Source organism: Ureibacillus sp. FSL K6-0165 (genome assembly GCF_038004285.1).
Taxonomy (GTDB): Bacteria; Bacillota; Bacilli; order Bacillales_A; family Planococcaceae; genus Ureibacillus; species Ureibacillus thermosphaericus.
Map to the genome: position 1 here is coordinate 1,392,146 of NZ_JBBOQS010000001.1, position 13,976 is coordinate 1,406,121.

Annotated in this window: 14 protein-coding genes; 13 read left to right on the top strand and 1 reads right to left on the bottom strand. The window is 34.3% G+C overall.

What is annotated here, in order from left to right; translation table 11 throughout:
- Position 1: 1 nt before the first annotated feature.
- The 4 genes from NST00_RS06895 (at position 2) to NST00_RS06910 (ending at position 3,631) form a co-directional block, all read left to right on the top strand.
- Complete coding sequence (locus tag NST00_RS06895) at positions 2-679, top strand: response regulator transcription factor (protein ID WP_016838123.1); 678 nt, start codon at positions 2-4, stop codon at positions 677-679.
- Positions 676-2,061 (top strand): sensor histidine kinase, encoded by a 1,386-nt coding sequence (locus NST00_RS06900; protein ID WP_339288058.1) that lies wholly within the window; start codon positions 676-678, stop codon positions 2,059-2,061. The genes NST00_RS06895 and NST00_RS06900 overlap by 4 nt, the downstream gene beginning before the upstream one ends.
- Before the next feature lies 1 nt (position 2,062).
- Positions 2,063-2,581: a FixH family protein gene (locus NST00_RS06905; RefSeq protein ID WP_016838121.1), complete on the top strand. Its 519-nt coding sequence runs from the start codon at positions 2,063-2,065 to the stop codon at positions 2,579-2,581.
- Between the two features lie 270 nt (positions 2,582-2,851).
- Positions 2,852-3,631: a hypothetical protein gene (locus NST00_RS06910; protein WP_096551918.1), complete on the top strand. Its 780-nt coding sequence runs from the start codon at positions 2,852-2,854 to the stop codon at positions 3,629-3,631.
- Positions 3,632-3,949: 318 nt separating this feature from the next.
- On the opposite strand, the gene yhfH is transcribed toward NST00_RS06910, so the two are convergent.
- A complete protein-coding gene (gene yhfH / locus NST00_RS06915) occupies positions 3,950-4,075 on the bottom strand; it encodes a protein YhfH (protein ID WP_016838724.1) in 126 nt (41 codons plus the stop codon).
- A 237-nt stretch (positions 4,076-4,312) separates the two neighbouring features.
- Here yhfH and NST00_RS06920 point away from each other — a divergent pair, with 237 nt between their 5' ends.
- The 9 genes from NST00_RS06920 (at position 4,313) to hprK (ending at position 13,956) form a co-directional block, all read left to right on the top strand.
- The gene (locus NST00_RS06920; protein ID WP_016838723.1) at positions 4,313-5,017 is read left to right on the top strand and encodes a response regulator transcription factor; all 705 of its coding nucleotides are present in this window, start codon (positions 4,313-4,315) and stop codon (positions 5,015-5,017) included.
- Between the two features lie 2 nt (positions 5,018-5,019).
- Positions 5,020-6,000 carry a sensor histidine kinase gene (locus NST00_RS06925; RefSeq protein WP_168412529.1) on the top strand — a complete coding sequence of 327 codons (981 nt, stop codon included), beginning with the start codon at positions 5,020-5,022 and terminating at the stop codon, positions 5,998-6,000.
- Between the two features lie 56 nt (positions 6,001-6,056).
- A complete protein-coding gene (locus tag NST00_RS06930; protein ID WP_168412530.1) occupies positions 6,057-6,830 on the top strand; it encodes an ABC transporter ATP-binding protein in 774 nt (257 codons plus the stop codon).
- Positions 6,802-8,733, top strand: coding sequence for an FtsX-like permease family protein (locus NST00_RS06935; protein ID WP_168412531.1), 1,932 nt, complete (start codon positions 6,802-6,804; stop codon positions 8,731-8,733). Before NST00_RS06930 ends, NST00_RS06935 begins: the two co-directional genes overlap by 29 nt.
- A gap of 15 nt (positions 8,734-8,748) precedes the next feature.
- Complete coding sequence (locus NST00_RS06940) at positions 8,749-10,290, top strand: long-chain-fatty-acid--CoA ligase (RefSeq protein ID WP_168412532.1); 1,542 nt, start codon at positions 8,749-8,751, stop codon at positions 10,288-10,290.
- A gap of 70 nt (positions 10,291-10,360) precedes the next feature.
- Positions 10,361-10,828: an S-ribosylhomocysteine lyase gene (locus NST00_RS06945; protein WP_340709791.1), complete on the top strand. Its 468-nt coding sequence runs from the start codon at positions 10,361-10,363 to the stop codon at positions 10,826-10,828.
- Positions 10,829-10,978: 150 nt separating this feature from the next.
- On the top strand, positions 10,979-12,208 hold the full coding sequence (locus NST00_RS06950; RefSeq protein ID WP_340709792.1) for an EAL and HDOD domain-containing protein: 1,230 nt from the start codon (positions 10,979-10,981) through the stop codon (positions 12,206-12,208).
- Positions 12,209-12,520: 312 nt separating this feature from the next.
- A complete protein-coding gene (cccB, locus tag NST00_RS06955) occupies positions 12,521-12,883 on the top strand; it encodes a cytochrome c551 (protein ID WP_016838716.1) in 363 nt (120 codons plus the stop codon).
- Between the two features lie 134 nt (positions 12,884-13,017).
- Positions 13,018-13,956 (top strand): HPr(Ser) kinase/phosphatase, encoded by a 939-nt coding sequence (hprK, locus tag NST00_RS06960; RefSeq protein WP_016838715.1) that lies wholly within the window; start codon positions 13,018-13,020, stop codon positions 13,954-13,956.
- The last annotated feature ends 20 nt before the right edge of the window (positions 13,957-13,976 follow it).

Sequence of the window (13,976 nt, forward strand, 5' to 3'; positions counted from 1 at the left end):
GATGCCGACAGTACTAATCATAGATGATGAACAAGATATGAGAAATTTAATAGAAGTGATGCTTTCTAAATCCTTTTTTCATACAATCGCCGTTGAAAGTGGAAAAGATGCTTATCCAATAATCGAATCAAATGAAGCGGATATCGTCCTTCTGGATGTCATGATGCCCAATGAAGACGGATTTCTTGTCTGCCAAAAAATCCGTAATATTTCTTCCGTACCAATAATCTTTTTAACAGCAAGAGATGGCAATGAAGACAAAGTGAAAGGTTTGACAATCGGTGGGGATGATTACATCGTGAAACCTTTCACTGCTAGCGAATTAGTTGCCAGAATACAGGCAGTTTTAAGAAGGACGGGCTTAAATAGACAACCGATTCTTGAAAGAGGCGTTATTAAGTTAGATGAAGTCTCTCGAAAAGTGTATGTCAACAATCAAAAAGTAACATTAACATTAAAAGAATTCGATTTGCTTCAATTATTTATGAAAAATCCAAGTACAGTTTTTTCCCGCGAACAATTATTAGAGAAGATTTGGGAGATTGATTATGATGGTGGGACGAGGACGGTCGATACCCATATCAAAACATTAAGATTAAAATTAGGGAAAATTTCAAAGGAGGCAAGCGACTACATCCAAACAGTGTGGGGGATTGGCTATCGCTTCGAACTAGTATGAGAAAGTTATCAACAAAAATTTGGGTATTAATCATTGCTTACTTAATGGTGACCATCGTATTTATGTATCTATTTGCAGATTTTCTCTATGAACAATTTTATGTGGAAGATACAAAAAGCGAGATGATGGAGATTGGTGAAAACATCCAATCCATGTATACAGGTGGTAAAGTAACCGATGAATATGTGGAGATGGTTGAAGCGTTTAATATGCATTCGAACTATCATGTATTTGCAGTCCGGAACCCTCGTGAACTAAGTGCTTGCGTCCCTTTTGAAATCGATTATAATACGTTGATTGGTCCGAACGAACGGCGGATTTTATTAAATGGAGAGACTGTTACAAAAATCGGATACGAAGAGCGATTCAAGCGAGAAGTAGTTTCGGTGATATTGCCACTCACGGATCAAAAAAGATTGGAAGGAATTATTTATATTTATTATCCTTTGGCAAAAATTACTGAATTAGCTAAAAATGAAGTGGCTATATTGATGGTGGGAGGATTGCTTTTTACTCTCGTCATTGCCATTTTTGTTTATAAAAGTTTACAGCGAATCATGCGTCCGCTCAATGAATTGCAACGAGCAGTAGAACAAATGTCAGAAGGGGATTACAGTGCAAGGGTAAAGGTGACTTCAAAAGATGAAGTCGGAATGCTGTCAGATGCATTTAACCATATGGCAGAAGCGATTCAACGAGAAGATGAAAAACAAAAATCCTTCTTAGCAACCGTTTCTCATGAATTACGTACACCAATTAGTTATATTAAAGGTTATAGTGAGGCTATTCAGCAACAACTATTAGTAGGAAAAGAACGAGATGAGGCAATGGAGCTAATTCATCGTGAAGCGAATCGCATGGAACGCATGACAAACGAATTGCTTCAGCTCGTTAGAAAAGATAGTGAAGAAATGGAACTGCTTCCGATTGTTTTATCCGAGACCATTCGGGAGTCAATTAAGCTATTGGAAGGACAAGCTCATGAAAAGAACATTATCATTGCAACAAACCTAGACGACAATATAATTGTCCAAGGGGATGAAGAAAAATTAAAACGAATTTTCATTAACGTGATTGAAAATGCAATACGCTACTCAAATGAAAATGGCAAAGTTGCCATCAATTGTTATCAATCTAATCATCATGCAATCATCGAGTTTCAAGATAAAGGAATCGGTATTCCAGCAGAAGATCTCCCTCATGTGACCGAAAGATTCTACCGGGTCAATAAGGCGCGAAGTCGATTTGACGGTGGGGCAGGATTAGGATTATCAATAGTAGAGCAATTGGTGAAGTTACATGATGGAAAATTGCATATAGATAGTGTTCTCGGAAAAGGAACGCTTGTGAAAATATCATTACCAATAATGGAGGAAGATTAATATGAAAAAAATGTTGATTACATTATTAGCTGTACCAATGTTAATGATTGGGTGTTCATCAAATGAACCGGAAGTTGATACAAATGAAGAACCAATTGATGTATCCGATTTGGAAGTAAAAGTAGAAATTTTAACGCCTACAGAAGTGAAAGTCGGAGAACCGGTGGAACTAGCTGCTCATGTAACACAAAACAATGAAAATGTGGAGGATGCAGATGAAGTAAAATTTGAAGTTTGGGAATCAGGATTGCGCGATCATGGAACAATGATTACAGGGGAACATGTCGGTGATGGTGTTTATAAAGCAGAATATACTTTTGATCATGATGGCGTTTATTATATGTATGCACATACGACAGCTCGCGGCTTACATGTCATGCCGAAACAACAAATCGTGGCAGGAGAGCCGGATATGGATAAAGTAATCCCAGAAGAAGATACTTCAAAAGAGGATACTGAACAAATGCAACACGATCATAGTCAGCATGGACATGGAGATTCTCATGGAAGTAATCACTAGTTTCAAATAATGAAAAATAATATACACTTCAGAAATGAAAGCCTGTGAAATTTTACGTTTCGTAAAAATTTCACAGGCTATGATATTTTTTAGAATTAACAGATACTTTTATGATTAAATCTTATAACATGAGTAAAAGGAGAATTTTTTCGTTAAATATATATTTTCCGATTTTTGATAAAAATAGTATTTTCAGTCTATTCCTAATTTTTGGTTATTGATATATAGTGAAAAAAATAATTCACTTTTGAAAGAGGTATTAGTTTATTAATGATGAGAAAAATTTTCATTATTTTGTTTGGCATTAGTTTCATTATTTTATTGTTTTGGTTAAATCTAGAGAAAGAATTAGATTACGATGATTATGAAAATATGGAATTGCTTTCAACAAAAAGTAAATCTCAATTAGAAAACGAAGGATATTCGAAAGTAGATATTGAGAAAATTAAAGAGTTTGATAAAAACTATCAAAACCATTTATCTTTAGTAAACATGATTGAAAATAATACAGTTAAACACTATGGATATAATAATAGAATAATTGAGGAACATCGAAAAATTATTTATGAGAAAAATGATTTTACTAAACAGCATAATCATTTAATGTTTAATACAATTGTCATGGATTTAGCAAGAGATGAAGAGAGAGATGCAGCCAGAATCATCATTGAATTCGAATGGAATAATAAACCTAGTAGTAACAGACATGCAATTAACGTGACATATAACAATTTTATAATGAAAAATATTTATACGGCGTTAAAATATGTCGATTCAAAAGATCAAAATGATATTGTTTATAAAATGGCTGAACTAGAGCCTGTAAATTTTCTTGATGGATTCTATACGGATTTTGATTCGAGGAAAAGAATTGATGGGAAAAATTATGTGTTAACAGCAGGTATCATAGTTTTAGATGTTCGATCTTATATTGTAGGTAAAGGGATCGCACCACTATCCATTACTTCTAGATATGTAACAAAACCGCTTATAGGTAGTCAGGAAATATTGTCAGAACAAGTAATCGTCAATGCTGGAAACGAAATTTAAAGCAGTACAGACCTTACAAGGGATGTGCTGCTACTTTTTTTGAAATAAACATCCATCATGACAGACTTTTCAAATGAAAAAAATGGCTTAAGTTCTCCTGATTGAAAACTTAAGCCGACAAACATATATGATAACAGGAAACAGCGAATTTAATCTTTATCTATTGATAGAGGCGAATTTGTTCAAGCCTCTTCACGTTTGAAAATAAATAAGCGAATTTATAAGCGATTTTCAATGTTGTTAAGCGATTTTCAATGTTGTTAAGCGATTTAATAGTAAGTTCATTCAATTAGGTAAGCAACTATTTATAAACAATCATTATAGTGAACTGCATTTGTCACATGTGTTAGTGTAGCATTCACTTTGTTCTTCAATTTTTTCACCGCATTTTACACAGATTTTATCCGGTAAATTTTTGAAGAATTCAACAATGTTTTCTAACATAGGGGGACCTCCTTATGGACTAACTGTTTTATAATACGTGTTTGTATTTGTAATTGTATTATAACAGTTTGGATTCGTCAATAAGGAAAATGCCCATTTTACAAAACTGTTTTGTGAATATTTTGTGAATCGGTAAGAAAAAATTGCCAAAATCGAAAATCAAAATGTGCTATGAAATGAACGTTATAATTTTTTTGATAAAATAGAGTTAGACATTCCAGAAAAGGGGGAATGATTTTGGAAAATTCGAGGATTTTTATAATAGAGGATGATTATAAAATTGCTTCACTATTGGCTGATACGTTAAAAAGATACCAATATGAAGTTGAGATTGTGAAAAACTTTGAGGAAATTGTGGAAGAATGTATGGCATTTTCACCACATTTAATTTTGCTTGATATAAACTTGCCTTCTTATGATGGCTATTATTGGTGCAGACAGTTAAGACAATATACGAAATGCCCAATAATATTTATTTCCGCACGTTCTGGGGAGATGGATCAAATATTTGCTTTAGAGAATGGCGGGGATGATTTTATTACAAAACCATTCAATTATGAAATAGTGTTAGCAAAAATTAAAAGTCATTTAAGACGGACTTATGGTGAATATTCTTCACGACAAGAAGAGAGAACTGTTCAATTAGGTCAATTGACTCTTTATTTAGAACGAATGGAATTGCATGTGAAGAATACGGAGATACCGCTACAGAAAAAAGAATGTGCCATTTTAAATATTTTAATGAGAGAGTCGCCAAAGGTCGTATCGCGAGAAAAATTATTGGAAGAGCTTTGGGATGACCAAGCCTTTGTCGATGAAAATACATTGAATGTCAATATGACCCGAGTACGAAAGAAACTAACAGAATATGAAGTTCAATCTGTGATTGAAACAGTTCGTGGGGCTGGTTATCGATTTGTTTTAAGTTCGGAGGAAATGTAAGCATGGGATTGAAATTATTTGTAAAGGAAAATATTTCGTTCATCCTCTTTGAGCTAATTGTCGTTTTATTCATTTTATCGCTATATTGGCTAGATGGTTTTCGGAATTTAGATACAGCAATTTATTCTGTCATCATTAGCCTATTACTTACATTTTCCTATCTTGCCATTCGTTATGTGTTTCGAAAAAACTTTCTAGAACGAATCTCCAATATGCCGAACTCGATGGATGATGCGCTTCAAAAAAATGCAAAAACACCAGAGCATCTACAAACAGAAGCCTATTTCCAAGAACTGTATCGACTGTATCAAAATGAAGTTCAAAATCTATATGCAACCCAAAATAGACAAGAAAAGTTTTTAAATCAATGGATTCACCAAATGAAAACGCCTATCTCTGTTTTAGAATTATTATTACAGGAAGAGGAAAATAACCTAGATAAAACGAGTCTCCAAGAGGAAGTGGATCGACTAAAAAGAGGCATGGAAATGGTATTAATGAATGCAAGGCTTGAGAAGTTTGAAGAGGATATGCAAATTGAACAAGTGAACTTAAAAGGTGTTGTCACTGCAACAATTAATGACAATAAGCGTTTATTTATTACGAAACATGTCTTTCCGGTCATTGATATTGATGAAGATATAACAGTTACAACAGATTCCAAATGGTTAAAATTTATGCTTAACCAGTTTATTACGAACGCAGTAAAATATACTTTCGAGCAAAATAAAAAGGTAAAAATTTTTGTGAAAAAAAACGATTCAAATGTTACGTTGTATGTTCAAGATGAAGGAATTGGAATTCCAAAATCTGATTTATCGCGAGTGACTAACCCCTTTTTTACAGGAGAAAATGGTCGAAAAACGGGAGAGTCTACAGGTATGGGGTTATATTTGGCGAAGGAAATTTGTGAGAAGTTGGGTCACGAATTAAAGATTGAATCCGAAGTCGGTAAGGGAACAATCATTTCGGTGAATTTCTAAAACATTTCCCAATAATAATGAATCTTAAACAGAATTTGCTTAAAGAGGGAGCTTATATGGCAATTTTACAAGTCATCGATGTAACAAAAGTGTATGAAGGGAAGGTAACGAATCGAGCATTAAATCAGTTGAGTTTTGAAGTGGAGAAAGGCGAATTTTTAGCGGTCATGGGGCCTAGTGGAAGCGGCAAAACGACGTTATTAAATTTAATTTCCACAATTGATAAACCCACTTCAGGCGAAATAATTTTTAATGGGACGAAACCTCATTTATTTAATAAAACGGAACTTGCTTATTTTCGAAGACGAGAACTTGGTTTTATATTTCAAGACTTTAACTTGCTTCCAATGTTGACGGTGGAAGAAAATATTGTACTGCCTCTTACCCTTGACAATCAGCCAGTTTCTTTAATGGAAGAGCGAGTAAACACGCTTGCAGAAAAGTTGGGATTAATGGGAGTACTAACGAAAAGGCCAGATGAGTTATCGGGTGGTCAAGCACAAAGAGTAGCGATTGCAAGAGCTCTCATTCATGAGCCAGCGATTATTTTGGCAGATGAACCAACTGGAAATTTAGATTCCCACAATTCAAGAGAAGTGCTCGAACTGTTAAGTAAAATAAATAAAGAACGAAATGCAACCATTATCATGGTAACTCATGACCCGATTGCAGCTAGTTTCTGTGATCGAGTGCTTTTTATCAAAGATGGAGAATATTTTAACGAAATCTATCGAGATGATCGTAGGCAAACATTTTTCCAACGAATATTGAATGTGTTGAGCTTGTTAGGGGGAAGAGTCGGTGACCTTTCATCAATTCGCTTACCGTAACGTCATCCGTAATTTTCGAATATATGCAGCATTCTTTATGGCAAGTTTCTTCTCCGTATTTGTGTTTTTTATTTACTCGATGATTATGTTCCATCCCGAAATTGATGAAGGTTATTTAGGGAATGTGCCGATTGGCGGTTTAGTATTTGCTGAAATTATTTTAGTCGTGTTTTCATGGTTTTTTATTTTTTATTCGATGAAAGCATTTTTAGAAGCGCGTGCTAAAGAATTTGCCATTCTGCTTCATTTAGGAATGGAAAAGCGTCAGCTCAGCAGACTTATCTTTTTGGAAACAACGTTGATTGGAACTCTTTCGATTGCGTGTGGCATCCTTTTTGGATATGCTTTCACAAAATTTTTCTTTATGATTGTTCGGGAAATTTTAATGTTGGACCAACTGCCTTTATATTTTAAATGGGAGCCGTTTGTCTTAACAGCAGCCGTTTATTTTAGCGCATTCGTCATCATTTCCATTATTAGCATTAACTTTTCTCCAGAAAGAAAAATAATTGATTTATTGAAATGGTATCATTTTGTTAATATTAACGATCATTTTTCAAAAAAGAGAGCAATTTTAGCAGTCATTCTTTTAGCAATTGGATATGTATTAGCGTTATTAACAAATCGAGTGAATTTTTATCCGTTCGTTGTTTTAATACCAATTCTCATTACCATTGGGACGTATTTTTTCTTTACAGATTCTACTTCATATTTCGTTCATTACATGAAAGAGCGGAAGAGTTTTTCGTGGAAAAAATCAAGAATGTTATCCATTGCAGAGCAAACATTGATCATGAAAAACAATGGAAAAATGTTTTTTGTTGTGACAATGGTCTCAGCTGCTGCTTTTTTATGTGTAGGGTTGCTAGCGGCCCTGTCTTCGTACACTTCAAAATACGATCAACTAAATCCATTAGGTTTGATATATAAGGGACATATTGATAACCCTTATGAAAGGGCTCATATTCGATCTATTTTGAATGAGTTGGAATTGAAAGGTCTTTCATACCATTTAACAAGATTTGAAGTAAAAAAACAGACGTCCTCTTATACGAATTACGAAGTGGAAGTATTTCGAGAATCGGATATAAACAGTCTGTTGTTCTCTTATGGTTATCCGATGGTGCGATTAGATTCTGGTGAAGGAATGTTTATTCCGTACTCCGAAGAGGCAATTAAAAAACTATCGAAAAGAACTGTGCATACGGTATTGAAAGAAAATAATGTACCGATTTCGATTAATCAAGTATATCCGGAGTTGATTTTTCCAAGTTCCATTGTCAGTCCAAACGCCATTATTATTAGCGATGAAGATTTTTTACGTTTAAAAAAGCCTTATAGTGGATATCCACATGTGGAACCTGGATATCATTTGTTTGCATTTGATATTCCCCAATGGTTAGAAGCACAAGATGTTGGATTGTCCATTTACAAAGAGGTACAAAAAGAATATGAAAAAGAGCGGTATGGATTGCCTTTTTATTTTGAAAATGCTGGTTTAAATTATTCTTTTGTTTTATCAACTTACGCATTATTTACACTGGTAGGGTTATTAGTTGCAGCAGTATTTTTACTAGCTGCTGGAAGCTTTATTTACTTTAAAATTCATACCAATTTAGATTCAGAAAAGCGAAAGTTTGATGTGTTAAAGCGAATGGGCATTGCAGATAGTGAAATAAAACGCCTTGTGACAACACAATTATTTCCTCAGTTTTTCTTGCCTTGGGGTGTGGCGATGGTTCATAGTTTATTTGCCTTTTTAGCTTTGCAAAATATATTAAAGGATATTGCCAATATATCAATTGTAAAAGAAATCATCTTTGCTTTTTCTTTCATCATTTTATTGCAAGTGATTTATTTCTATTTAATTCGATGGAGATATATTGCTCACGTAAAAAATTAAGTTGGGGATGCTAGTATGAATTTAGTAAAAAAAGTTCGCGAACAGTCTTTAAACCACCCAGAAAAAATTGCTTATATTTTTGAAGGTCGTTCAACAACTTACGGTGAATTTGAAGATAAAGTAAGCAGTCTTGCTTTTTCGATGAATCAACTGGGCATTCAAAAAGGGGACCATGTAGCACTAATTTTTCAAAATTGTCCCCATTTTTTAATTGCTTATTATGCATTGATGCGTATTGGAGCAGTTTCAATTCCCATCAATCCGATGTATACGCTGGATGAAATGTCTTACATTGTTGACAATGGAGATGTAAAGTGGATTATTGCTGGAGAAGATTCGATAGGGCGAATTAATCAATTGTCCAATAAATTTTCACAAATAAAAGGTTCAATTCTTTGTGATAAAGATTCATCACATCTTTTTCATGATCGGCAAGAAGGCAAGTACCATTTTTACTCTGATTTAATAAAGCATTCATATTCTATGAAGCCGGTATCGTTGGAAGCGGACGATATCGCGATCATTTTATATACATCTGGAACGACTGGCCATCCTAAAGGTGTGATGTTGACTCACGGAAATCTATATGCTAATGCACGAGACGTTGGAGATTATTTTTTGTTTTCGGAAGAAGATCGAGTGATTGCCACCTTGCCTTTTTATCATGTATTTGCTTTAACAGTCGTGTTGAATGTTCCATTAAGCACTGGTGCAACGATATTAATTGCCCCAAGGTTTTCTCCAAAATATATTTTTCAGCTTGCAAAGGAATATCATGCGACCGTGTTTGCTGGGGTTCCTACGATGTATAGTTTTCTTCATCAATACAAAGAAGGAGAGCCTTCAAGTTTCTCTAGTTTACGATTAGCCATTTCCGGAGGTGCTCCGCTCCCAATCAAAGTACTCGAAAATTTTGAAGCAAGGTTTAACATCCCAATTTTTGAAGGGTACGGATTATCGGAAGCAGCGCCAGTTACATGTTTTAATTCTCCGACACAAAAGCCAAAACCCGGTTCAATTGGTACCTCCATTCCGAACGTAATAAATAAAGTGGTAGATGACCAGGGGAATGATGTAGCGATTGGAGAAGTTGGAGAATTGATATGTAAAGGACCGAATGTCATGAAAGGATATTATAAGTCTCCTGAGGAAACAGATAAAGCCATTCGTGATGGTTGGTTATATACTGGCGATTTGGCAAGACAAGATGAAGAAGGATATATTTATATCGTTGATCGCAAAAAAGATTTAATTATTGTTGGGGGATATAATGTATATCCGCGTGAAGTGGAAGAAGTATTATATACCCACCCTAAAGTATTGGAAGCAGCTGTAGTAGGTTTTTCTAATGAAGATTATGGAGAAGAAGTACATGCCTTTATTGTTTTAAAGGAAGAAGCCTATTATGATGAGTTACTTCAACATTGTGAAAAACATTTGGCAACTTATAAAATTCCAGAGGCTTTTCATATTATACAATCATTGCCGAAAAATTCTACTGGGAAAATTTTAAAACGCCATTTAAAAGAACGGATTGAGCGAAAAGTGACAGAATAATGGGGAAGCAGTACAATAGATGAAGTGTAACCTTAAAGATAGCGAAATATGGAAGAAAGAGGGAAGAAAAATGGAAAAAATGAATGTGGAAAGTTTTAATTTAGACCATACAAAAGTTAGTGCACCATATGTACGCCTAGCTGGTGTAATCACAGGAAAAAATGGTGATGTGGTTCGAAAATATGATATTCGTTTTAAACAGCCAAATAAAGAACATATGGAAATGGCAGCACTTCATTCAATTGAGCATTTAATGGCTGAACATATTCGTAATCATACAAATCAAGTGGTGGATTTGAGTCCGATGGGATGTCAAACAGGATTTTACCTTACAATGATTAACCATGGTGACTATGAAGAAGTCTTGAATATTTTAGAAAAAACGCTTCGCGATGTATTGGAAGCGACAGAAGTACCTGCTTGCAATGAAGTGCAATGTGGCTGGGCAGCAAATCATAGTTTAGAAGGGGCCAAACAATTGGCGAAAGAAATGTTGGAAAAACGTAGTGAATGGTCGATTGTTTTTAAAGGAGAATAAATTTTATGCAGTATCATCTTTTAAGGATGATACTTTTTTGTATAATTTTCATATGTCGTATTTTTGTTCTAGTTTTATTTTTCGTTGTATTTTATCGTAAAAATTGTATATTATTGGAATTGTACATAATGAAAAAGTGGGGATATTGGTATGGAAGTGCTTGTAGGTAGGCAACCAATCTTTAATACACATGAGGAAGTGGTTGCTTATGAACTTTTATACAGAAGAAATGAATCAAATCAATATGAACAAGTTGATTCAGATAATGCAACAATTCAAGTGTTGAAAAACTCCGTATTTACTATAGGAATGAATGAATTAACAAATGGATTACCAGGGTTCGTAAATTTTACGGAAAATTTGTTAATGACGAATAATATCATTGATTTAATTGATCCTTCTACATTTGTAATCGAAATATTAGAGGATGTGCCGATTACGGATCAATTGATTATGCGGATTGTAGAATTGAGAAATCGAGGTTTTACAATTGCGTTAGATGATTTTGTTTTAAGACAAAATATAGAATATTACAACACGTTATTTGCAAATGTAGATATTATTAAAGTCGATTTTTTAAGCACTCCTAAATCCGGAAGAGCTATTATTGAAGAGCGTGTGAAAAATTTCTTTCCCCACATTCAACTGTTGGCAGAAAAAGTAGAAAATCGTACTCAATTTGAAGAAGCAAAAGCGGCAAATTATTCACTATTTCAAGGATATTTTTTTGAACAGCCTCAAATTATTAAATCAGTGGATATACCCATGAATATGTTGCAGTATTTTGAAGTAATGAGCTTATTAAAAGAAGAAAATTCCAACGTTCAAGAAATTGCTGAAAAAATAGAACAGAACATATCTATAACTTACAAGTTACTTCAGTTAATTAATAATATTTCCAGAAAAAAATCGAAAGTGCGATCGGTAAAACAAGCGATCGTGATGTTAGGGTTAATCGAACTGCGTAAATTTCTTTATTTACTAGCAGTTGATGAAGGGCTAGCGGATGAACCATCAGATGTTTACATTGAATTAATGAGAACATCCATTTTCCGTGCCAAAATTTGTGAATTGCTTGCAAGAAAAAAGAATAAACAAAATTATTCCGAGTATTATTTAGTAGGGATGTTTTCATTAATCGATACAATTTTACAAAGACCCATTCAATTAATTGTTCAACAATTACCGTTTTCGGAAGTAGTCATCGAAACGATTTGTGGCAGGGAAACGGAGATGACTATTTATTTACAACTGAGCATTGCATTGACAAAAATGGATTTGGAAAAAGCAAATCAATTAGCGAAAGAGTTAGGCATTTCTACGGCTGATTTAGGATATATATACAGAATGGCTTTAGAATATACGAAAAGCTCCATATAAATTATGGCGAAAAAATCCTATTCAATGATTGTTGAATAGGATTTTTTTATTTGCGCACAATATTCTTACATGAACCTTCGTAAATGGATTTCAAAATTATACTAAAATAATTTATTCCTTTTTTATTTGAATGTGAACACTCTTTCACAAATAATTCACAAACCTGAAACAAATGTTAGAAGTGTTGATATTATTGCTTTTTGCGGTATTATCTAAACCTTGGATATTTGTCCAAATGTTTCTTTGTTCAACAATTTTGATATAATGAACATGTATTGCACATTTTTTATTATTTTTTTTGGAGGGGTTCAGATGAAAAAAGCATGGTTGGCATTATTATTCGGATCCGCCCTTGTTCTTGGTGCTTGTGGTGGCGGCGGAGACGAAGCTACTGACGGAGGTTCAACTAACGACAATACTACAGATGAACAAACAACAGATGGCGGTACAGAAGCTAACAAAGGTGAAGAACTTGTAATGAGCAGTTGTACAACTTGCCATGGCGGTAACTTGCAAGGTATGGGGAATACTCCAGCACTTTCAGATGTTGGTTCAAGATTGTCTGAAGAAGAAATTTTAGATGTCATTCTAAACGGTAGAGGTGCAATGCCTGGCGGATTACTGAAAGGTGAAGATGCTGAAGCCGCTGCTGCATGGTTGGCACAACAAAAATAATTTTGTTTAAAAAATAAAAGCGTTTACATTAGTGAGTCTTGGGAGACGTTATGAGCACGTCTCCTTTTTTATTTTGGATAAGTATACTATAATGCTAAAATAAATACATATGTGAAAAAAGGTGGGAGAGAAGAATGGCACAAGTAACAACAAAAGATGTAATGGAGAAATTTAAATTAACCCTTGTAAGTGGTCATGAAGGGATTGGTCGCCATATCACAACGAGCGATATTTCTAGACCAGGCTTAGAAATGGCAGGTTATTTTACCCATTATCCTGCGAATCGTGTGCAACTTATTGGAAGAACGGAATTATCATTCTTTGAAATGCTCCCTCCGGAATTAAGGCAAGAACGGATGATGAAACTATGTTCGCAGGAAACACCAGCAATTATTATTTCTAGAAATATGGATGTTCCTCAAGAATTAATTGATGCCTCTAATGAAAACAATGTACCAGTATTAGTTACGTCCATGAAAACGACAAGGTTTTCAAGTAGGCTTACCAATTATTTGGAAAGTAAATTAGCACCATCAACAGCCATCCATGGTGTATTAGTCGATGTGTATGGAATTGGTGTCTTAATTATTGGAAAAAGTGGGGTAGGGAAAAGTGAGACAGCTTTAGAATTAATTAAGAAAGGACATCGACTCGTAGCGGATGATTGTGTAGAAATTCGACAAGAAGCCGAAGATATATTGATTGGGAGTCCCCCACCTTTACTAGAGCATTTATTAGAAATTCGCGGAATCGGCATTATCAATATTATGACTTTATTTGGTGCGAGTGCTGTTCGACCATATAAACGCATTACATTAATCGTGGAGTTGGAAACTTGGGATCCAAATAAAACTTACGATCGATTAGGGCTAGATGAAGAAAAAATGAAAATCATTGATACGGAAATTACAAAATTAACGATTCCGGTTCGCCCTGGACGAAATGTTTCCGTTATTATTGAAGTAGCAGCAATGAATTATCGTTTAAAAAGGATTGGCATCAATCCTGCATTGGAATTCTCAAGAAGATTAGACGAAGTTATTGCAATGCATGATGAGATTGATGAATATTAATTATTGAAAGATGATTTAAA

Coding starts and splice junctions, on each gene's coding strand:
- NST00_RS06895 (WP_016838123.1), top strand. CDS start 2: ATGCCGACAGTACTAATCATAGATGATGAACAAGATATGAGAAATTTA.
- NST00_RS06900 (WP_339288058.1), top strand. CDS start 676: ATGAGAAAGTTATCAACAAAAATTTGGGTATTAATCATTGCTTACTTA.
- NST00_RS06905 (WP_016838121.1), top strand. CDS start 2,063: ATGAAAAAAATGTTGATTACATTATTAGCTGTACCAATGTTAATGATT.
- NST00_RS06910 (WP_096551918.1), top strand. CDS start 2,852: ATGATGAGAAAAATTTTCATTATTTTGTTTGGCATTAGTTTCATTATT.
- yhfH (WP_016838724.1), bottom strand. CDS start 4,075: ATGTTAGAAAACATTGTTGAATTCTTCAAAAATTTACCGGATAAAATC.
- NST00_RS06925 (WP_168412529.1), top strand. CDS start 5,020: ATGGGATTGAAATTATTTGTAAAGGAAAATATTTCGTTCATCCTCTTT.
- NST00_RS06930 (WP_168412530.1), top strand. CDS start 6,057: ATGGCAATTTTACAAGTCATCGATGTAACAAAAGTGTATGAAGGGAAG.
- NST00_RS06940 (WP_168412532.1), top strand. CDS start 8,749: ATGAATTTAGTAAAAAAAGTTCGCGAACAGTCTTTAAACCACCCAGAA.
- NST00_RS06945 (WP_340709791.1), top strand. CDS start 10,361: ATGGAAAAAATGAATGTGGAAAGTTTTAATTTAGACCATACAAAAGTT.
- NST00_RS06950 (WP_340709792.1), top strand. CDS start 10,979: ATGGAAGTGCTTGTAGGTAGGCAACCAATCTTTAATACACATGAGGAA.
- cccB (WP_016838716.1), top strand. CDS start 12,521: ATGAAAAAAGCATGGTTGGCATTATTATTCGGATCCGCCCTTGTTCTT.
- hprK (WP_016838715.1), top strand. CDS start 13,018: ATGGCACAAGTAACAACAAAAGATGTAATGGAGAAATTTAAATTAACC.